The following is a 19,254-nucleotide window of genomic DNA, read 5'->3' as shown; positions in this document are numbered from 1 at the left end:
CAAATGTCACAGCCAGACACAGCCACGCAGACAGCGACGTTCAGCGACGCACCCACCCGAGCCGACGAGATGCACGACGCGCTCGACGACTGGAGTACAGACCTCCTCGCTGAGACGACCACCGCACGCGCAAGCGATGCGTTCCAGCGGTGGCTCGACATCCAAAGTCGGTTCCACGACTACTCGGCGCGGAACGCCCTCCTGATTTCGTTGCAATGTCCGGGCGCGACACACGTCGCGGGCTACCGGACGTGGCAAACCGAGTTCGACAGACAGGTGTCGGAAGGTGAGTCGGCGATTTGGATCTGGGCTCCGATCATGGCCAAAGTGTGTCCGGCCTGTGGCGAACCGAAGTCCAGCCACGACGACGACTGTGAGAGCGACGGTGTGCCGTACTCCGAGTGGTCGAGTCAACTGCGTTCGTTCAAGCCGGTCCCCGTGTTCGACGTATCGCAGACGACGGGCGAGCCGCTGCCGTCGTTGGAGACCGCCACGTACGGTGACGCGAGCGACCTCGTCCCCAGGCTCTGTGCCGCGGCGGAGTCGCTCGGCGTGGACGTTGCGCTCGTGTCTCCGAGTGAGTGGTCCCACGGCGCGGCGCGCGGTGTGTGTGAATTCCCGCAGGGCCAGCGCCCGAGCGTCGCAGTCAGGCAGCGGCCGAACGAGGCGGACATGGCGACGACGCTCGTTCACGAGTTCGCTCATGGGCTGTTGCATGCGGACCGGACGAGCCTGCCAGAGCGCTCGCTGCGCGAAGTCGAAGCGGAAGCGGTCGCGTATCTCGTCGGTCGGCAGTTCGGGTTGGATGTCAGTAACTCAGCGTTCTATCTCGCTGCGTGGGCGGGCGAGGAGGTAGAGTCGGTGCTTGAACGGCTCAACCGGATTCGGTCGGTGACGGCGTCGATACTCGGGGCGGTTGACGATACAGTCGGGGGCAGCCAACGAGTACGGTAGTGTGGAGACGCGGGTACGCTCCCGAAGAACCACACAGGTTCCAGTTTCACTCTGTACCAGACGCCTATACGCACGCCCACCAACCACAGCGACATGATTCGGGACGCTGAGGTGTTGGACGAAGGCTTTGTGCCGAACGACCTCCAGCACCGTGATGCCGAACTCACGCACCTCGAGTCCGTCCTGCGACCGTTTGCGGACGGTGCACCTGGCCAGTCGGTCATCATCACCGGGCCGACCGGTGCTGGAAAGACGGTGACGGCCAAATACGTCATCGAACAGCTCACAGACGCCGCGCCAGCAGTACAGTCGATTCACCTGAACTGCTGGCGGAGTCACACGCAGTTCCGCGCGTTCTATCGGATTCTCGACGAACTCGGGTTGGCGACGGACATTCACCGCGGGTCGACGCCACACGACGAACTCATCTCACGACTCGAAGCGTACGACGGCAATCCAGTCGTCGTCGTCCTCGACGAGGCAGATCAACTCGATTCGACGGACATCTTCTATGACCTCCACTCGCTGCCGAAATTCGCCCAACTTATCGTCGCGAACGACCGCGACCAACTCTTCGGTCGGCTGAATTCGCGACTCCAGAGTCGCCTGCAGAGTGGCGAACACGTCACGATGTCCCGGTATCCGCCCGACGAACTCGTGTCGATTCTATCGGTCCGTGTCCGATGGGGTCTGGAAACCGGTGCGGTCTCACAAGATATCCTCGAACGGATTGCGGATGCCGCTGCCGGTGACGCTCGCGTCGCGCTTGGGATGTTGCGTCGGGCGGCCAACTACGCCGTCCGTGAGCACCGAGACGAGATCACGTTCGAGGTACTCGAAGCAGCGATGCCAGATGCACGGGCACAGATCCGCCAGCGAAACGTCGATGCGCTCAACGACCACCAACGAGCCGTCTTGGATACCGTCCGTGCCTATGGCCCGTTGAGCCCGCAGGAGATTTACGACCACTACGAACAGCAGATGGACGACCCAAACCAGCTTCGCACGGTGAAATCGTATCTCTCAAAACTGACCGAATACCGACTCATCGACGCTGAGGGGTCGACCAGAGACCGGGTGTATCGGCCGGTGCAGTCGACCTAGTTGAGCTGTTGGATATACTCGAAGGCGTGGAGTGGTGTGCGAGAGACATCAGTTGTAATTGGAGATAGTGAACTAGATTTGTGGTTCCCTCGTCACCGAGGTCACTAAGCAACGGACCCTGGTTTGAGAATTATAGGACATTCTAGTTGACTAGTGATTAATTTCTTTACCTTCAATTTCACAATACTGTATTGTATACTAACATGAAGCGGAGAGAGTACATCACGGCGTTCGGCACAACGATGATTGGACTCACAACGGCTTCGGGGCCTGTTGCGGCAGACACAGCAAATGGTTCGCTCGAACTCGTCAGTTCGCCGAATCAAGACGAGTATTCAGATGGCGAAGAAGTAAGTGTCACAGTTGAGGTCACGAACGACGGTGGAAGCTCAAACACGATGTACGTCGGCTATTCCGTTGTTGATCCGAGCGGGGCAATGCTCGATAACGGTAAAACAACCGACAAAGACACAGACTACCTCTCCCCAGGGGAAACTCAGGAAGTAGAGGTCACGTGGGAAGTCACAAGTGAGGCGTCGCCCGGTAACTACGGGTATCTCGTCAAACTCTGGGACGACAGACAAAACAATGGCGCACCTGACGAAGGGTTGTACAACGAATTAGACGCGATTGACCACTCCAACGACAACGTCTTCGAAGTAGTGTGAATCATCACTCGTAGGGCTCTTCTCCCCGATTTTTGTCAGTTTGGTTAACCTACTGGCGACAAAATTTCACGAAATCATATCTCTGGCTACTGACGAGGTCGTTGTGGTCCACGCCGCCGATTGAGTACATTCCCAACTGATTCGTGCAGGTCACGAATTGCACGAAACACGGGTCACCGCAGTCGTGCGATTTCGACGGTGACTATCGGGGTTTCGTGAACTCGTGTACCGACCCGAGTTCGCTTATCGGACTCCTGAGCGAACAGGTGTGTATGCGACCAGAGTTCCAACAGCGTCGTCGCACGTCGGCGACTGAGACGGCGCAGGCAACCCGCGACGCATCCCCACCCGAACTACCGACACTCGATGGCGGCTGCCACCGACTCGTCGTCGAAGACGAGCCGCGACCCGTGCAGATTCTACAGGCGCTCGTCTTGGACCACGCTCTCACCACCGGAGGCGACGTACTGTGGCTCGACGCCGCCACCCACGCGAACGCCGCGTCGCTGACGCGACTCTCGCCGAGTCGCCGACTGCTCGACCGAATCCACGTCGCCCGGGCGTTCACGCCGTACCAACACGCGGAATTGGCGACGACGCTCCAGTCGACGGTTGCCGAGGAAGACATCAACCCATCACTCGTCGTCTGTCCCGGACTCGATGCGCTCTACGATACGGACGAGGTTTCCAATTCGGTCGGGAAACAGCTCCTGTCGCGATCGCTCGCGGCGATTAAGCGAGTCGCGCGGGAGGTAGACGCGAGTCTGCTCGCGACGTACCTCGGCCGGCCTGAAACGAATCCGTACGCAGAAATCGTTGCCAGGGCCGTGCCATCGACGCTCTACTGCGAGCAGACGCAGTTCGGCCCGCGGTTCCGTGGGACCGACTTCGAGACGCTCGTGTATCCCGATGCGACGGGCATGCAGACGACGCTCGCGTTCTGGCGGACCGTCTTGGCGCACCGAGCAACCGCATCGGACATGGCCGTCGAACCAGCGACGCCGAGTGGGGTGATGGTCGATGGGACGCAGTAGTCCGACCTATCGCGACCTGCTGCGGCGACTCGAACACGACTGGGACGACTTCGAGCGCGCGCTTCGACGCCAGGATACGGGTCCGTACAGTCGATTGTGGGGGAATGCAACCCGATACGCGGACGCGGCGGGCTATCAGAATCCGCAGGAGCCGATGGACGCGGTGTTTCTGTCGATGCTCTTGGCGCACCAGCGGGCGCTCGAAGACCTCTACGACGAACTGGATGTGGCTGACCAGGCGGCGTGGTCGCCCCCCACCGACCGGAAGTGACGATGTGCTACACCTTCGACTTCATCGACGGCGACGTGTATCGCTGGACACCCGCAGGTGACGACGGAACCGCGACGTACGACATCGATTCGACGTATCGCCCGCGGTTCTACGTTCGTGGGGCACGCGAGACGCGAGCGGCGTACGAACGCGCACTCGAATCGCATCCATCGGTCGCCGCCGTGAAGACGGTCGAACGGCGGCCGGGATTTGGCGAGCCACCCGAGCCGGTGACGATGGTCGAAGCCACCGCAGTCGATGCGGTGCCGATGCTCGCCCACCAAACCAATCAGGTCGCACTCCCGGGCGAGCTCCGGTGCTACAACGTCGATTTCTCCCCGGAGTTCCGGTACTGCCTCGAAACCGACACCGACCCGACACCGAACACGCGACTCACGACGGTCGAGATTCACCTGCCGAGAGCGCGCGCGACCGACGACGAACTGTCGAAGGTGACTGTCGACGGCGAGACGGTCCGCGGGTCGCAGGCGGCGGTGGTCGACGCGGTGGCGACCCGGGTCGCCGAGCGCGACCCGGACGTACTGTTCGTCAATTCGGCCGCGGTGGTTCCGCGACTGTTCGCGGCGGCACGTGCGGAAGGGCGTACGCTCGAACTCGGCCGTGGCCCGCACGCAGCGACGTATCAGACACTCGCTGGCGAGTCGACGTATCACTCCTACGGACAGGTCGGCCACTCGCCAGCGCGCTACAACGTCCCAGGTCGCGTCGTCATCAATCGATCGGCCTCCTTTTTCCTGCGAGAGACGAATCTGGCTGGCTGTCTCGACCTCGTCGAGCGGTCGCGGAAACCGCTCCAAGAACAGGCGTGGGCCTCTATCGGAAACGTCCTGACTGCGATCCAGATTCGCGAAGCACAGCGTCGGGACGTGCTCGTCCAATGGCGGGCGTGGCGACCCGAATCGTGGAAGACGATGGGGTCGTTGTACACCGCCGACCGGGGTGGATTCACCTTCACCCCGGACGTTGGCGTCCACACGGACGTTCACGAAGTCGACTTTTCGAGTCTATACCCGAACATCATCATCACTCGGAACATCAGCCCGGAGACGATTCGATGTGACTGCTGTTCGACGCGCGACGTGCCCGAGCTTGGGTATTCGATCTGTGACCGTGCCGGTTATCTGCCTGACGTACTCGACCCACTTGTCTCGGACCGCGATGCGATCAAAGACCAACTCGAAGGAACAACCAACCCAACAGAGCGTGCGCGCCTCGAGGGGCAGTCGGCCGCGCTCAAATGGATTCTCGTCTCGTGTTTTGGGTATCAGGGCTTTTCGAACGCGAAGTTCGGGCGTATCGAGTGCCACGAGGCGATCAACGCGTTCGCGCGGTCGATTCTGCTCGACGCCAAAGACCAGTTAGAGCAGACCGGCTGGGATGTCGTCCACGGCCTCGTTGATAGCCTCTGGGTGACGCCTTCTCCCGAGTGCGACCAGCGGCCGCTTACGGCGGTCTGCCAGGACATCACCGATGACGTCGGCATTCGCCTAGAATACGAAGGAGCGTTCGACTGGGTCGCGTTCGTCCCGAAGCGCGACTCCGCGGAGGGCGCGCTGACGAAGTACTTCGGCAAATACGCGGACCCGACAGCCGATGGGTCAACGTACAAATACCGCGGTATCGAGTGTCGCCAGCGGAGCACACCAGCCTTCGTCGCGTCCGTCCAGAAGGAGCTCATTCGGACGTTCGACCAGTACCGCGACCCCGGCCCAGTCATCGACAACCTGGCGGCGCATCTCGAGGCGCTGCACGCGGGTCGCGTCGACCCCGCGGACCTCGCGATTAGACAGCGAACGTCGAAACCACTCACCGAGTACGACCAAGAGACACAGACGGTTGCGGCGCTGCAGCGAGCCGACGGACTATATGACGACGACCCGCCTGCTGGCGGGACGGTCGCGTACGTCGTCGTCGACGACGACAAGCGCGGCCGTGAGCGCGTTGCGCTCCGCGAAGAAGCGCCGTCGACGTACGATGCGGGGTTCTACGAGACGGCGTTGATTCGGGCGGCGACAAGCGTGCTGGCTCCGTGTGGCTGGACCCAGGCACGAATCGAACGAGCGCTCGCGGAGACGACCGAGACGTCGCTTGGCCGGTGGGCATAAGCGACCGCCGAGCAATTTTATCGCCCCCACACAGGGTGCGGGGGCTCATCACGAGCGCTCGCCGTGCCAATGACTACGACCCGATCACCTACCAGACAAGTCGCAGCGTCAACCACCCACCGCAGCCACGACCTCGTCCGTGTGACCGAGTGGCTGCCAGGAAGCAAGCCAACTGACTACGATATCGAACTGTCCGACGGCGACGGCTACCGAACGCGGTTTTGGCGCTGTCGGAACTGCGGTCACGAGCGAAATCGGCGCGACGAGTTCCGCGAGTCGTGTCGGGCGACACCCGGCCGCCCGCTCGTGAGCGACGGCGGCTACGCAGTCGAAGACTCGCGGACGTGGAAAGCACTCACCGAAGCGATGACCGTCCGATTCGGGACCGTCGGCCCGCGGTACGACGTCGAGTCGTCGAGCGGGAACACCTACGAGGTCGACCTCGCGGCGGGCACGTGTTCCTGCCCGGACCACCAGCAACGCGGTGTCGAATGCAAGCACCTCAGACGAGTGTTGTTCGAACTTCGGGCGCGCATCCTGCCCCAGCCGGACGGACGCTTCGCGCGGTGTGCGGCGGAGTCGCGTCGAGAGACGAAGGCGGTCCGTCAATCGCGGTGAATTGTATCTCCCCCAGAGGGGTGCGGGGGAACTTCCCTCGTACTTCCAATGGCAACGAATCATACCAAACACGACAGCGGCATCGCTGAGCGAACACCGACCGGACACGAGATTCTCGTCGTCACCGAGTGGGACGACGACGGAGCACCGTCGCTCGAAACACTCGCGCAGTTCGACCAGGGGCGGCGGCGCGTCTGGCGCTGTGTGAACTGCGGCGAAGAACAGCACGCGCCGTCGGGGTTCGAACAGGACTGCCCGAACCAGCCGGTGTAGGGCGCGATCGGCGCGACGACACGCGACGACCCGGGACGCACCGCCTGCCAATTTTGTTCCCCCCTGAGGGGTGCGGGGTGGCGAATCAGGCCACCTCACGACCGACAACCATGTCTCTGAGAGAAATCTACGACCGAACCTTCGACGAATCGTGCGGGAAATCCATCGACGCCAGCGAATGTCCCGAATGTGACGGCCGACTCACAACAGACGGCGGTGAAACGGCCTGCGAGGGGTGTGGGCTCATCGTCGACCAGTACTATTTCGACCACACGTATGGCCCGCGTGTGTTCGACGAGGACCCCCACTCAGTTCCGCGAACGGGTGGGCAGCTCACTCCGGCACGGCACGACAGAGGCGTCTCCGCGGAAATCGGCTACAACCGAGATGCGAACGGGCGGACGGTCTCGAGTAAGAAGCGACGCCAACTCTCCCGGCTTCGGCGCGAGCATCGGCGGGCACGCTTCGAGTCGAAAGCGGAGCGGAACCTCGCGACGGCGCTCGGTGAAATCAGCCGGATGGGGAGTGCCCTCGATCTCCCGTGGAATCTCATCGAAGAGGCGAGTCAGCTCTACCGGCGTGCCCAGGATGCAGACCTCATTCGGGGGCGGTCAGTCGAGATGATCGCCGCGGGGAGCCTGTATGCGACGTGTCGTCGGCGTGGTCTGCCACGCCCACGTGATGAAATCGCGAGCGTCGCACGCTGTTCGTGTGCTCAGGTGCAGACGGGCTATCGAGCACTCAACAGCGAGTTAGGAATCGATGCGCAGGTCGTCACCGCACGGACGTACGTCACTCGGCTCGGGTCGGACAGCGGCCTCTCCTCGCAGGTGCAGTCGCGGGCGTACGAACTCGCAACGAATGCCGACGAGGGCGGGATTACAAACGGGCGGAATCCGGCTGGCGTCGCCGCAGCGTGTCTCTATCTCGCGGGAACGGAACTCGATGTCGCCCCGACACAAACCGACCTCGCCGCACTCGCGGACGTGTCGGTCCCAACGCTCAGAGCGCGGTATGTCGAACTCACCGAACTGGCGTGAGAACCGGCGGCGACAGTCGGCTCCGGTCTGCTCAGGTGTCGTCGTCCGAATCGGAAGCGGCCGGCGGGCGGCGCGAGAGTCGGTCGAAGCGTGACTGAGCGGCCTCGGTTCGCGCCTCGGTCTCGTCGGGTTCGTACTGGCCACCGTCGTATGCGCCGTCAGCGACGGTAATCGTCAAGACCGCGTTTTGGGTTCTCGCTCGCCACGGCAGTTCGTCGCGGTCGACGACGAGTTGGTCGATATCCCGACCGTCGGCTTCGACGAGCAACACCGCGTGGTCGTCCTCGAATCGGTCGACTGTCGCCGTGTATGTCCCGTCTGGAATCATGCGTACGTCTCTTCGAGTACGACCGCACCGGTATTATCGGTCACGGTGATGGTGTCACCGCCGTTGTTCCAGATGGCCGAGCCGGAGCCCCAGTAGTAGTCTGTGGACGTATCGGTCCCCGTTCCGGTGTGGAGGGTGAGGGTCTCGCCTGCGGCGAGTGTCGTGTCCGACGGGAAGGTGTAGGTCCGGCCTGCGGCATCGGCAACTGTCCAGCCGGAGATATCGAGGGCGTCACTCCCGGTGTTCTCGAAGACGATGTACTCGTCGTTCAGGTTGTCCGTGTCGTCTCCCGCGGCGTCGGCGTGGACGTCCGCGACTGCGAGCGATGCGGCCGGGGTCTCGGTTTCGGTCCCGCCGTCAGTTGCGACCGGCGTGAGCGTCGCGACCGTTCCGTTGGTCGTGATGGTCGTCCGGGCGGTCACCTCCCCGGTCGTCCCCGGTTCAATCGCCGTCCCCTCGCGGAGTTGTGTCGGGTCAGTCGGTGCATCTCGTTGGGTGCCCACGGTGACGTGCTGGCCATCGCTTTCGAAGACAATCGTGCCGTGGGTTGCCGTCCAGTACGTCGGCACGGACTGCGCTGCCAACCGGGACAGCGTCTCTTCGTTCGGGTGGCCGTATTGGGAGTCGTACGCGCTCGAGACGACGGCGACCTTCGGCTGGACCGCTTCGAGGAACGGGGCCGTCGTACTGCCGGCCGAGCCGTGGTGGCCCGTTTTGAGCACCGTCGCGTGCAGCTGTGAGCCGTACGTCTCGACGAGATACTCTTCGGCTTCGTGTTCTGCGTCCCCGGTAAACAGGAAGCGACTCGACCCGAACTGGGTCATGAGGACGATACTGTTCTCGTTGCGGTCTTCGTTGGCGAGGTAGCCCTCGGGTGGCGACAGGACTTGGGAGGTCACCGTTCCCAGCTGGATTTCGTCGCCGGCCTGCGTGCGGTAGAGCGGCACGTCGTGTTGTTCGATGGCGTCGAGATACGCCTCGTACGTCTGGGAGGTGGAGGTGATGCCGGGGTCGTACACCGCACCGATACCGTCTGCCTGCGTTTCGAAGTAGTCAATAACGGCCGCGTTCCCACCGATGTGGTCCGCATCGGAATGTGAGGTCACGAGATAGTCGATGCGGTCGATATCGTGTGCTTGGAGGTACGAAAGCACGTGTTCGCCATCGTCTCGGAAATCACCGGTGTCGATGAGCATCGTCTCTCCGTTCGGTGCGACGAGGAGCGTGCTGACCGACTGGCCGACGTTGATGAAATGAACCTCAAGTGTTCCGTTGACCGACGTGACAGTCTGGGATGATTGTGTCGTCGCCGTTGGCGTCGACGTGGTCGTTGCTGTCGGCGACGCAGTTGTTCCTGTGTCGGGTGCGGGGCCACCGGCACCAGTACAGCCGGCGATGAAGACGAGGAGGACGACCGCAATCGTCCGAACCTGGAGAGCCATACGACGTCATCGCCGGCAGGTGGTTTATGTTTTCGTGGCCCTGCGAAATCCGTGGCAGTTGCTACATACACGGAGTGCTGAATACAGCGCTGTCTGTGTAGGGTATGTATTTCGGTCCATAGGCTTATTCCTATGGAGGTAATAACATAGGGCGACGGATGGCGTCCTACATCACGATTGCAGATTGGAAGGCTGTCAAAGACGAATACGTCGTCAATGTAACCATCCGCCAAACGGAGGATAATAAGTATCCTAGTGGGTGGGACTACAGTCTCCATCTCGGCAGCCTCGGTGGGGACACCATCCTCCGGTACGACAACGCCCACGAACGGACGAAGGGTCACGAGCGACACACCGGGTCTGAAGTCGAGATAATCGACTTCCCTGGGATGCTGACGCTCTATGACCGATTCAAAGAAGAGGCCGAGGAGATGTCATCCGTCTCTTGGGACTGGGAAACGTGAGAAATCGCGACAGGTGATCACGACATGACGAAGCTCAAAGTAACGGTTGGAGAGGGGAACGACCTCGACGAAAGCACGAGACAGCGACTCAAGGCGGCACAGGCAGGCGAGGAACTCGAAGACGTTCAGCCGGTTCTGAACTTCGACTCGTTCGCAGAACTCAGTCGGCTGCTCAGTCCGAAGAACCTCGAACTGTTAGAGGCGATCTCTGAGGATGAGCCGGACAGCATCCGCGAAGCCGCAGAATTGGTTGACCGTGATTACAAGCAGGTTCACCGGAATCTGACTGAACTGGCTGACATCGGTGTGATCGACTTCGAAGGCGGTGGCCCCGGACTCCCGAAGAAACCCGTACTAGCCTACGACGGTCTCGAAATTGACCTACCGTTCAACAACTCGAACAACAACGTTGGTGCCGCCGCGCCGTAGCCTGCGAGGACCACGGCTCGACGAGCCGATACCGGGTCCCTCGCGTCGCGCCTTCTTGTTCGATAAGTCGTAGATTAGTCGTCAGCGAGGGGACGGTCCGAACGGCCGTGTGCGCCGGGGTCGTAATCGATGACCTCGGTCTCGTCGGGCATCGCCCGCACCTCAATCCCGCGCCACTCGCCATCGAGGCCGACGAGCGCCTGTGAGTACCCCAGTCGGTCAGACCCGGGGACGGCGTCTTGGACGAATCGCATCTGTGCGTAGTTGAGCCCGAACTCGTTCGCCCACGTCTCGTCCATCCCGTCGAGATGGTGGAATTGCTTGATAGCACATTGGTCGAGAATCGCTTCCGACTCCGGATGTTGGAAGAATTCGTCGACGGTCTGGGTGACGAGGCGAATCGAGAGGTCGTGGTGACGATGGTGGCGGAACACCGTCTCGAGGAACGACAGGCTCTCTGTGTCCTGCATGATGTAGCGGGCTTCATCGATGACGAAGACGACCTCGTTGTCGGTCTCTTTGGCCCGCTCGTAGACGGCGGCGATGAGCAACTGCATGAGCAGGCTCGTACTGCCGCCGACGGTGCCTTCCTGTTGGCCGAGGTCGAGATAGATGAGCTTCTCGTCGCGAATCTCGAACTCGGTCTCCCGGCCGAGATTCTCGTATCGCCCGCCGGCCGCGAAGGGCCGCAGCTGGTCGATGAGCCACGCCGCGTCGGCTTCGAGCTTCGCCGTCTCGACAGAGCTGCGAATGACGAAGTCGTCGGGCGTCTCGGACATCGTCGTCAGCACGTCGAGAACGTCACGCATCGTCGGGCTCTCGTTGTCGTGGGTCGCCACGTCGTCTGTGATGCCCTGTTCGTGATACGCTTCGGTGATGGCCAGTTCGAGCGTCGTGCGGTGGTCACCGAGGTGGATGCCACGGAGCGAAAAGAAGTTGGTCAGGAAGCTCAGCACGCTATCGATTTTCTCGTTGAACGGACTGGCGTCGTCGCCGAGTGTTCGCTGGACGCGCGGCGGAGTCGGCTTGATTTCGAGTGGGTTGAGTCCCATCTTCCCACCAACCGTAATCCGGTGGGCGTTGAGGGCTTCGGCAACGCCGGCCCAGTTGTTGAGCGGTTCGAGAATGATGCCGATGCGGTCTTTCGAGTTCGCAATCGAGCGGATGAAGTTCTGCTTTGCGCCGAACGACTTTCCGGAGCCGGGGTCGCCGACGGTGAACATCGCATACCCGTTTTCGCGGGCGAACGCATCGATAACGACCGGGCTGTCGTTGTGTCGGTGAATCCCGACTTCGACGCCGTCGGGTTCGAGAATCGTCGGGTTGTGTGGTGACGCAAGCAACGCTCCCACGGCCCCGCCGAGGGCAACCACGTCTTCGTCGAACGGATTCGGACCGAGGGGGGCGGCTGCTTGGAGCCCGCGGTCCTGTGCACACGTCGCCGTCTTCGGCGTGAGATTTGCGGGGTGGTCGCGAAGGCGTCGCTTGACGGTTCGAACCGCCTCGCGGAGTTCGCTGCGGGTGTCACCACGAACGGTCAGAAACATCGCCTGCGAGAAGACGTGTTGGCCCTCTTCGACGGCGGTGTAGGTCGCCGTTGCTTCGTCAGCCCGCGTCTGGAGATACGAGCCACGGACGGTCTGTTCGAGCTTCGCGTCGACTTGGAGGTTATCGGCGAGCGTCTGCAGTTGGTCGCGAGCACGAGCTTGGTTTTTCGGCTGTAAGCGAACCGTGCAGTCGAACTCGATATCGGTGAGATTGAACAGCTCGTTCAGATAGCCGTCTTTGGGATAGTCCGGGTAGGACGCCAGATACAGCGTCGTCGTCCATTGGTCGCCGACACGTGCGGCGCGGGTGTCCCACTCGATTGCAGCGGGCGCGGCCATCGATGCGTGTGCAGTATCGATTGCCTCCAGAATCGAGCGGTCGGCGGCCGCCTGCTCCAACACCGACTCATCGAAGACGGCAGTCGGGTCGAACGCCTCGGTCGTGTGGGTCAGGCGTCGCCAGCCGACGGTGAGCGCGACGCCAGCGAGAAACGCGAGCCCACTCCCAAGGACGGCCCACAGAACTGGTTCCGGTGGTGACGCGAGCGCCGATTGGAGCAGCAGTTGCTCAACCATCGGCATCCTCCCGTTGGCTGTGTCCGAGCGCTGGTGCCGTTCGGAGACTCGCCTCCGGGTCGCCGTACTCGTGGACGGCTCCGTTCCAGAATTCAACCGAAAGCAGGAACTGCTCGGTCGTCGAGAGCCGGCGGGCTGCCCAGCCGCGTTGTTTCCCGATGAGTTCCGTTTCGAGCGTCCGACAGCGTGTGTCGACGGCGTCGAACAGGCGAGCGCGGACCTCCGCCTCGGTGAGTTTCTCACGCCGCGTCACGAACGGCGTCAACAACACCCCCACGAGCGGCAGCGCGGTCAGTCGCTGCAGCGGTGTCTCCTCTTCGTTGAGATCGCTGTAGACCTCGAACGGGTCGACTTCGACGCCGAGGTAGTAGCAGATTTCCTGTGTCCCAGCCATCTCTTCGGGCCGCGTGTCGCGATACTCGGAGAGGAGTCGCTCGAACGCCGGGCTTTCGGCCACGTCTTCGTCGGTGAGTCGGTCATCGATGCGGTCGATGAGTCGGTCGACGGGGAACGGTCGCGTCGTCGCGTGGAGGACGAGCGGAAAGTCGAGTTCGTTGTTCGCGAACGTCTCGGCGACGTGCTGTCGTTGGGCCCAGTCACCGGACATCGCGAAATCCATGTTCGACGGGTTGAGTTCGACCATCCCGACCATCGTCCCATCACTCCGTTCGAGTGCGCCTGCACCAGGCCACGCCGCGGCGATGTTGGTGAGGTCTTGTGTCTCCTCGGCGGGGACGAAGGGGTTGTAATCGCCAAGCGTCTGTGCGTCACGCCCGGTCGCGTCGGTGTCGGCGTACGCCGTCGTGAGTGACGGCCGGCCGAGATAGTAGTGGACGAGGTCGCCGAGCCAGGCGGTCGTCGTTCGGTGTGACGGCGTCGCGTAGACGGTAAGGAGGCCGCAACACAGTCCCCCAAGGCCGAGCGGCCAGAGGAGTGAATCGATACCGGTCAGTCCAGCGATGAAGACCCCCACGATTGGGAAGCCAACGAGCGGGTAGAGGTCGCCTTCCTCGATGTTCAGAATCGGGATGCGAACCGCTTCACCGAGCGTTTTCAACAGTCGTCGTTCAGCAGGTGTCTCTTGTGACATTCAGTAGTAGCCAGGGTCGTTCTCAGTTCGGCGATACGTGGGGACGCCGCGCTGGCCGTTCGCATCGGCGGCGACGTGGTCGTGTTGCGTTGCCGTTTCTGGGGGAGCGGAGGGTTCGAGTGTGGTTTCAACCGCGTTGACCGCCGCAGACCGCGCACCGAGTTTCGCGACCGAGGCGGCACCAGCAGGCCCGCTGACGGCACCCGCAGCGACAACCGTGCCAGCGGTGGCTGTGAGTCGCCCGGTCCGCTGGACTGCCCGCGTCGTTCGTGGGATGACGTCACGAAAGAGTCGCCATGCGATGTAGACCGACACGAGCGGGAGCGAGGTCGCAAGGAGGTAGCGGGCGAACGCACTCCCTGGCACGAGGTCGAACGTAACGAGCGGCGCGAGCACGAGGTCGTATGCACCAAACAGCAGGGCAATCGGAAGTGGGACAATCAAAAGCGGGATGAACCGCCGGCACAGCGACGCCGTGAGTCGCGAGACGACAGGGAGATTGGCGTACGTGACTGCGAGCCCGAACGGCATCGCGAAGAGGTAGCCAAACAACAGCAGGTCGCGAACGACAAACAGCGCCTGGAGGCCCCACATACCGAGTGCCCCGAGCGCGCCGAGTCCGAACGCGAGAATCGGATTCGTAATCGTCACGACCAGCAGGTCGGACAGGAGCGTGCCGACACTCGTCACCGGCGGCAACAACAGAAGCGTGACCGCATCGACGAGTGTGAGCGACGCCGCGGCAATCCAATACCAGCAGACGATGAGGACACCGCCCGTCCAAGCAGACCGCGATGTCGCTCTCGCAATCAACGGGTTTCCGAGATTGAAGACGCGAATCGTGTTCCTCGCTTGGACGGCCATCACGAGCAGCAACAGCGCGAGGAAGGTGGTTTCGCCAGCGACGAGCGTCTCGTGAAGCGACTGCCACGGTTCGTTCGTCGGGACGCCGATGCCGAGGACGCTCCCCGTCTCTGGGGTTGGCGTTCCGAAGGCGGCCGCGCTCAACTGCTCGTAGCCATCGGTGATACCGCGCTGAAACCAGCCGGTGACGGCCGCGAGAATGTCGGCGAACCACTTGCTGCCGAGTTCAGATAGCGTCGAGTCAGCCATGCCGCCTCCGGGTTCGGGGTCGTGGTCGATGCAACTGTGAAACGGATCGTGTACTGCGTCGTATCATGGGTTTGGAGTACTGAGTCGGCCAAGTTGGTGTAGTGCGTACACCACGGCCCCAACGGCGAGCAGGAGTTTGAGAAGTTCCCAGAACGCGTCGGTCAGGCCGTGGGTCGTCGTGAGCGGGTGCCAGGTGGCAGTCGCTTCGGTCGCGACGTAGGCAGGCTGTCCCGGTCGCCACGTCGCCGGCCGGTACGTCGCCCGGTAGCTGCCGGGTTCAGAAACGACGACCGTCGCTTGGCCGGTTTCGTTGAGTGACACCGGCGTCCCAGCGACGGTGACCACGCCACCGGTGTGGTTCGTTCCGGGTGCCCCGGTCGACAGCGGTGCGCCCGTCGTGTCGTCGGTGAGGGTGACGCGAAGCGTCGCGTCCGTCAGCGAGCGCGACACGGTCGTGAGTGTGAGCGTTGCGTTCCGAGCGCGTTGTGGCGTTGCTGGGAGCGAACGTGTCGTCGGTGGTCCGGCAACGAGCCCGTGAAGCGTCACCGACGATGCCGCCGGCTGTCGGAGGCGGAGCCTGTCGACGTGCTGGTACGCCGTCGGTGTAGTCGTGAGATTCGAGTCATCGAACTGTGGGCGTGCGTGCTGCGCACCCGTTCGTTCTTCAATCTGTAGTGGCCCCCACGGCCGGTCCGGCTCCGGACGCGGGCGCGTTGGAACGGCATGAACGACGAGCGGTCGTGCTGTCGGGTGAACCACCGCCGTTGTCGTCGCAGTCGTCTTGTCGAGCGTCTGCCACGCTGGCTCTGCGGCGGTGTAGAACCGCCAGACGTTCTGGACTGCATGGTCGGGTGTCCCCGCAAGTGAGTAGCGACTCCATGGCGTCAGATTCGAGACGATAACACGTCGGGTGCCGTCGTGGTTTGCGAGGACAGCCGTGTCTGCACTTGGTCGTGTGACGACGACAGCCTGTGTCTGGGTGACGGTGACGTTCGCCGTGACGAGTTCGGTCGTCGCCTCGCGCGTCCCGTTTGCGGTGACTGTGGCCGTCCGTTCGAATGCGGCGGTGACGGTTGCCGTGAGTCGGAACTGTGTTCGCCCGGTCGGGAGCTGCCGATAGGTGAACGTTGGTTGCTGTGTGTTCGAGTCGGTCGCGACGATTCCTCGGTCGGTGGCAAACGAGACTGCTTCGACACGATGGGACTGCAGTCGCCAGGTGACGGTTGTATTCGCTGTCGTGACCGGTGTCGTGTCGACTCGATAATCGACGTAGCCATGGACGGTCCCCGTCGGCCGGACGAATCGCGTCGTCGTCGCGTTCTCGTGGACGAGCGTCGATGGTGAGACCGTCAGCAGCGATACCCGAACGTCTCGGAGTTGGCCATCGGAGCCGACAGGGGCCGACGATGGACCGAGCGACGTGGTTTCGTCACCCGGCGTCATCGACTGCCGAAGACGGTCGTTCGCCGCCGTCACGTTGGGCGGTGTCTCGTACGTGAAGTCCGTACACGTTGCCAGCAATTCGGCTGGTTGCGGGTCGCGTCCGTACTGCTCGCGGTAGCCGTCTGCTGTGAGACAGGCGTCCGCGTCGTCCGACCAGCGCGTCGCATTTGTGTGGGGGGCCGGTTGCGACGCGTTTCCGGGTGCTGCTGCTCCAACGCCAACCAGAGCGACGAGCGCCACGGCGGCGAGTATGCAGGTCACACGGCGGAGCGAAGCTGTAGAACCGCTCGGAGTGTGAGACCTCACGCGACCACTAGATCGGGACGAGGTCGATACACGTCGCGAGCGGGAGGCCCATCGTACTTCCAGCGACGGTGTAGAGCGGGCCGAGTAAGACGAGCGTGAGCGTCGATTTGAGTGCGGTTCGCTTGTGTCGCTTGATCTTCTCTCGTTGGTCTGGGCTGAGCGTGAAAATCTCAGACAGCGAGTTCCCCTGCCAGACGACGACGAGGCCGATGAGTCCAACCGTCGTCGTGAGTTGGAAGAATCCAGAGATCATCGTCGGGATTCTGTCTGTTTGACAGATGACGCTCTCTTGGGCGAGTGCCGGGTCAACAGCAATGAGACTGAGCAAGACGAACCCAATCAGCCCGTGTCGAGCGAGATATCTAACCGTCGGTACAGCGTTCGTGTGGGTCGAAGAGCGAGCGTGTGCTGCTGCTCGTCGGACCCGAGCGAATGGGCGAGTCATACTTCTTGGGTAGACGGGCTTTCACCGCGTTCGAATGGCGAGTGCCACCAAACTGTCACCGATTGGGTAGGAGTCGGAGACTATCGCTCGTTGTTCTCGATAGCTAGCAATAAATTTGACGCAGTATTATCTGATTTGATATTAGGCTCGAACTCATTAGAGCAAGAGACGATGAATACGATGCTATTCACTCAAATTATCAGAATTGGTTCGTTTCAGTTGGCAGAATTTATAATCATGGTTATTGTATAATTGATAAGTGAAATCAATCGACAATTAGGAAATTGTCCTAGTCTCTAATCGTGATAGTGTGATGGATCCTAATTAGGGGAAATACATATCATTCTGAATGGTTATTATTGTAACACCACCAACAGACCATGTCTATTATTGCTGTAACTGGTGCATTACTCACCGCTTCGATCTCGTCCGTGTCTATACTAGTCTTGGTTTATCTCAGACATCAAGATAAAATTGACTCAATGAAAAAGGCAGGAAACTGGAAGACGGAGCCATCTGACATTCCTGAATACCAATTAGCTATAGCTCTTAAGTACGCAATATATGCCGGATTTGCGGCGTCCGTAACCTGTGTCATTTCGCTGTTTTTGGCATTAGACGTCCACTTATCAACGAATTTTGAGTTGAATATTACTCTATCCGGGATTGCTGGTATACTACTTATTGGTGAAACGATTGCTATCGTGATAGGTATTATATACTTTGATGAAAAAGATCCATGAACGATGTTATCTGGTGGTGCGGGAGTGATTAAGCAAATCGTTGGGATTACACCAGACCACTTAGAAAACCGCGACCCAACAATAACAGTAAATGAGCGCGCAGATCATCTGCAACCAAGTGCGAAAGAGTTCATTAGTAACTTAGAAGAGAACCCGGTAGATGAAGCATTAACCCATCGAGAAATTATTTTACAAAGCTTTTATACTCTGTGTGATAGTGGTGGTTTTGAAGAAAAAGAGATCCTATCTTGGTCGTTCTTTGAAGAAATCTGCGAAAATGACGAATTGCTCATTGAGGCAATGAATGACTACTCAAAATGGGGCTCAAAAAAAGACGGAGATCAGCCAATGTCAGTCTATACGATGGGCCAACTATTAGCGAAAGAGATCATCTTACTTGAAAGATCGGAAGGTGTGGATTATTTCTCAAAATATTCTGAAGAGATAGCTCGGAACTGCGATGACGAAACCGCACAGGCAGCAATCGCAATTCGGCGTATTGCCAACGGTAACTAGATATACCGAAGTCGATCCCCGAGGTAGATCTTCAGATGCTCCTGCCGTAAACGGTCTACATCTTTATTATCGTCCTTACTGAGTCGTTCATAAAATACTTCTTTCTCAGACAAAAACGACGCGACATCGTTACGGAGTTCTTCCCAAGTGAATTTGCTGCTGTCCTCTGGTGGTTCTACCGGGACTTCTTTCGCAAAACTACGGAGAACTCTTTCAATGGCCTTCTGATCGCTTGGTGGTACAACTGGTACCACTCCGAGTAGTGAACGAACTTCTTTGACTTGAAGGTCGTTTGAATAGGAAAATTGCCTCGCTAACTCGATCCCATACGTGCGAAGACTGTTTCTGTGTTTCTGGTATGGGTGCTGTGCTTCTAAAAGCTGTAATACCGAATCTACGGCCTCATTCATCTCCGGCTCCACCTTTTCTTTTTGCAGAAGGCCAAGCGCACCTTCCGATCCGTTTGTCAAGCGCTGTTGTTTCTCTTCGCGTGCAATCTTGGTCCATTTAGTCTTCTCCGGCTTTTGACCCCTGAGATAGCACTTCTCAGCTTTTGAGTCTTTAAAATGAAGAATCGCCCCGGAAGTTTCGACATACATTACTCCTGTTCCTGGCTCAATCCGTTCTCCTGTGAAATCACATATACGCGCTTCAACCATTGTAGCAGCAATCTCTCATTTCGAGATTGTCAGGCTGGTTATTTGGACTTCCCTGGGGGAAAACG

Annotated in this window: 21 protein-coding genes; 13 read left to right on the top strand and 8 right to left on the bottom strand. The window is 60.4% G+C overall.

The features are described from left to right. Positions 1–69: 69 nt before the first annotated feature. From NKF06_RS06765 to NKF06_RS06725, 9 genes are all read left to right on the top strand, one after another. Complete coding sequence (locus NKF06_RS06765) at positions 70–954, top strand: ImmA/IrrE family metallo-endopeptidase (RefSeq protein WP_253244914.1); 885 nt, start codon at positions 70–72, stop codon at positions 952–954. 93 nt (positions 955–1,047) lie between these two features. Next, the gene (locus NKF06_RS06760) at positions 1,048–2,058 is read left to right on the top strand and encodes a Cdc6/Cdc18 family protein (RefSeq protein WP_115804552.1); all 1,011 of its coding nucleotides are present in this window, start codon (positions 1,048–1,050) and stop codon (positions 2,056–2,058) included. A gap of 203 nt (positions 2,059–2,261) precedes the next feature. After that, entirely contained in the window at positions 2,262–2,726 is a 465-nt protein-coding gene (locus NKF06_RS06755) for a hypothetical protein (RefSeq protein ID WP_253244913.1), read from the top strand. Between the two features lie 272 nt (positions 2,727–2,998). Next, positions 2,999–3,760, top strand: a complete 762-nt coding sequence (locus NKF06_RS06750) for a hypothetical protein (protein WP_253244912.1) — start codon at positions 2,999–3,001, stop codon at positions 3,758–3,760. Continuing rightward, positions 3,747–4,031, top strand: coding sequence for a hypothetical protein (locus NKF06_RS06745; protein ID WP_253244911.1), 285 nt, complete (start codon positions 3,747–3,749; stop codon positions 4,029–4,031). Before NKF06_RS06750 ends, NKF06_RS06745 begins: the two co-directional genes overlap by 14 nt. Continuing rightward, positions 4,004–6,157, top strand: a complete 2,154-nt coding sequence (locus tag NKF06_RS06740) for a type B DNA-directed DNA polymerase (RefSeq protein WP_309142115.1) — start codon at positions 4,004–4,006, stop codon at positions 6,155–6,157. The genes NKF06_RS06745 and NKF06_RS06740 overlap by 28 nt, the downstream gene beginning before the upstream one ends. A 141-nt stretch (positions 6,158–6,298) precedes the next feature. Further along, positions 6,299–6,775 (top strand): SWIM zinc finger family protein, encoded by a 477-nt coding sequence (locus tag NKF06_RS06735; protein WP_253244910.1) that lies wholly within the window; start codon positions 6,299–6,301, stop codon positions 6,773–6,775. Positions 6,776–6,823: 48 nt separating this feature from the next. Continuing rightward, entirely contained in the window at positions 6,824–7,048 is a 225-nt protein-coding gene (locus NKF06_RS06730) for a hypothetical protein (RefSeq protein WP_253244909.1), read from the top strand. A 110-nt stretch (positions 7,049–7,158) separates the two neighbouring features. Then, positions 7,159–8,088, top strand: coding sequence for a transcription initiation factor IIB family protein (locus NKF06_RS06725; protein WP_253244908.1), 930 nt, complete (start codon positions 7,159–7,161; stop codon positions 8,086–8,088). Between the two features lie 31 nt (positions 8,089–8,119). On the opposite strand, the gene NKF06_RS06720 is transcribed toward NKF06_RS06725, so the two are convergent. Next, complete coding sequence (locus NKF06_RS06720) at positions 8,120–8,416, bottom strand: DUF3006 domain-containing protein (RefSeq protein WP_058825769.1); 297 nt, start codon at positions 8,414–8,416, stop codon at positions 8,120–8,122. Next, positions 8,413–9,858, bottom strand: coding sequence for a lamin tail domain-containing protein (locus NKF06_RS06715; RefSeq protein WP_253244907.1), 1,446 nt, complete (start codon positions 9,856–9,858; stop codon positions 8,413–8,415). The genes NKF06_RS06720 and NKF06_RS06715 overlap by 4 nt, the downstream gene beginning before the upstream one ends. Positions 9,859–10,016: 158 nt before the next feature. Here NKF06_RS06715 and NKF06_RS06710 point away from each other — a divergent pair, with 158 nt between their 5' ends. After that, positions 10,017–10,322 carry a DUF6516 family protein gene (locus NKF06_RS06710; RefSeq protein ID WP_253244906.1) on the top strand — a complete coding sequence of 102 codons (306 nt, stop codon included), beginning with the start codon at positions 10,017–10,019 and terminating at the stop codon, positions 10,320–10,322. 24 nt (positions 10,323–10,346) lie between these two features. Continuing rightward, complete coding sequence (locus NKF06_RS06705) at positions 10,347–10,751, top strand: transcriptional regulator (RefSeq protein ID WP_253244905.1); 405 nt, start codon at positions 10,347–10,349, stop codon at positions 10,749–10,751. 74 nt (positions 10,752–10,825) lie between these two features. Here NKF06_RS06705 and NKF06_RS06700 read toward each other — a convergent pair whose 3' ends face one another. From NKF06_RS06700 to NKF06_RS06680, 5 genes are all read right to left on the bottom strand, one after another. After that, on the bottom strand, positions 10,826–12,880 hold the full coding sequence (locus NKF06_RS06700) for a transferase (RefSeq protein ID WP_253244904.1): 2,055 nt from the start codon (positions 12,878–12,880) through the stop codon (positions 10,826–10,828). Continuing rightward, a complete protein-coding gene (locus tag NKF06_RS06695) occupies positions 12,867–13,964 on the bottom strand; it encodes a hypothetical protein (RefSeq protein WP_058825772.1) in 1,098 nt (365 codons plus the stop codon). The genes NKF06_RS06700 and NKF06_RS06695 overlap by 14 nt, the downstream gene beginning before the upstream one ends. Then, entirely contained in the window at positions 13,965–15,077 is a 1,113-nt protein-coding gene (locus NKF06_RS06690) for a hypothetical protein (protein ID WP_253244903.1), read from the bottom strand. Between the two features lie 63 nt (positions 15,078–15,140). Continuing rightward, entirely contained in the window at positions 15,141–16,781 is a 1,641-nt protein-coding gene (locus NKF06_RS06685; RefSeq protein WP_253244902.1) for a hypothetical protein, read from the bottom strand. A 52-nt stretch (positions 16,782–16,833) separates the two neighbouring features. Beyond that, positions 16,834–17,079 (bottom strand): hypothetical protein, encoded by a 246-nt coding sequence (locus NKF06_RS06680; RefSeq protein ID WP_082677623.1) that lies wholly within the window; start codon positions 17,077–17,079, stop codon positions 16,834–16,836. A gap of 674 nt (positions 17,080–17,753) precedes the next feature. Here NKF06_RS06680 and NKF06_RS06675 point away from each other — a divergent pair. Beyond that, complete coding sequence (locus NKF06_RS06675) at positions 17,754–18,014, top strand: hypothetical protein (protein ID WP_253244901.1); 261 nt, start codon at positions 17,754–17,756, stop codon at positions 18,012–18,014. Positions 18,015–18,017: 3 nt separating this feature from the next. Next, positions 18,018–18,530: a hypothetical protein gene (locus NKF06_RS06670; protein ID WP_253244900.1), complete on the top strand. Its 513-nt coding sequence runs from the start codon at positions 18,018–18,020 to the stop codon at positions 18,528–18,530. Here NKF06_RS06670 and NKF06_RS20990 read toward each other — a convergent pair. Then, on the bottom strand, positions 18,527–19,189 hold the full coding sequence (locus NKF06_RS20990; RefSeq protein ID WP_256477245.1) for a hypothetical protein: 663 nt from the start codon (positions 19,187–19,189) through the stop codon (positions 18,527–18,529). The genes NKF06_RS06670 and NKF06_RS20990 overlap by 4 nt on opposite strands. Positions 19,190–19,254: the final 65 nt, after the last annotated feature.

The sequence above is a fragment of the Haloferax sp. AB510 genome (assembly GCF_024136985.1).
In the GTDB taxonomy this organism is placed as follows: domain Archaea; phylum Halobacteriota; class Halobacteria; order Halobacteriales; family Haloferacaceae; genus Haloferax.
This window is presented reverse-complemented; position numbering and strand designations above follow the sequence as displayed.

Coding starts and splice junctions, on each gene's coding strand:
- NKF06_RS20990 (WP_256477245.1), bottom strand. CDS start 19,189: ATGGTTGAAGCGCGTATATGTGATTTCACAGGAGAACGGATTGAGCCA.
- NKF06_RS06760 (WP_115804552.1), top strand. CDS start 1,048: ATGATTCGGGACGCTGAGGTGTTGGACGAAGGCTTTGTGCCGAACGAC.
- NKF06_RS06710 (WP_253244906.1), top strand. CDS start 10,017: ATGGCGTCCTACATCACGATTGCAGATTGGAAGGCTGTCAAAGACGAA.
- NKF06_RS06750 (WP_253244912.1), top strand. CDS start 2,999: ATGCGACCAGAGTTCCAACAGCGTCGTCGCACGTCGGCGACTGAGACG.
- NKF06_RS06730 (WP_253244909.1), top strand. CDS start 6,824: ATGGCAACGAATCATACCAAACACGACAGCGGCATCGCTGAGCGAACA.
- NKF06_RS06720 (WP_058825769.1), bottom strand. CDS start 8,416: ATGATTCCAGACGGGACATACACGGCGACAGTCGACCGATTCGAGGAC.
- NKF06_RS06715 (WP_253244907.1), bottom strand. CDS start 9,858: ATGGCTCTCCAGGTTCGGACGATTGCGGTCGTCCTCCTCGTCTTCATC.
- NKF06_RS06675 (WP_253244901.1), top strand. CDS start 17,754: ATGAAAAAGGCAGGAAACTGGAAGACGGAGCCATCTGACATTCCTGAA.
- NKF06_RS06765 (WP_253244914.1), top strand. CDS start 70: ATGCACGACGCGCTCGACGACTGGAGTACAGACCTCCTCGCTGAGACG.
- NKF06_RS06695 (WP_058825772.1), bottom strand. CDS start 13,964: ATGTCACAAGAGACACCTGCTGAACGACGACTGTTGAAAACGCTCGGT.
- NKF06_RS06745 (WP_253244911.1), top strand. CDS start 3,747: ATGGGACGCAGTAGTCCGACCTATCGCGACCTGCTGCGGCGACTCGAA.
- NKF06_RS06690 (WP_253244903.1), bottom strand. CDS start 15,077: ATGGCTGACTCGACGCTATCTGAACTCGGCAGCAAGTGGTTCGCCGAC.
- NKF06_RS06755 (WP_253244913.1), top strand. CDS start 2,262: ATGAAGCGGAGAGAGTACATCACGGCGTTCGGCACAACGATGATTGGA.
- NKF06_RS06705 (WP_253244905.1), top strand. CDS start 10,347: ATGACGAAGCTCAAAGTAACGGTTGGAGAGGGGAACGACCTCGACGAA.
- NKF06_RS06700 (WP_253244904.1), bottom strand. CDS start 12,880: ATGCCGATGGTTGAGCAACTGCTGCTCCAATCGGCGCTCGCGTCACCA.
- NKF06_RS06725 (WP_253244908.1), top strand. CDS start 7,159: ATGTCTCTGAGAGAAATCTACGACCGAACCTTCGACGAATCGTGCGGG.
- NKF06_RS06670 (WP_253244900.1), top strand. CDS start 18,018: ATGTTATCTGGTGGTGCGGGAGTGATTAAGCAAATCGTTGGGATTACA.
- NKF06_RS06680 (WP_082677623.1), bottom strand. CDS start 17,079: ATGATCTCTGGATTCTTCCAACTCACGACGACGGTTGGACTCATCGGC.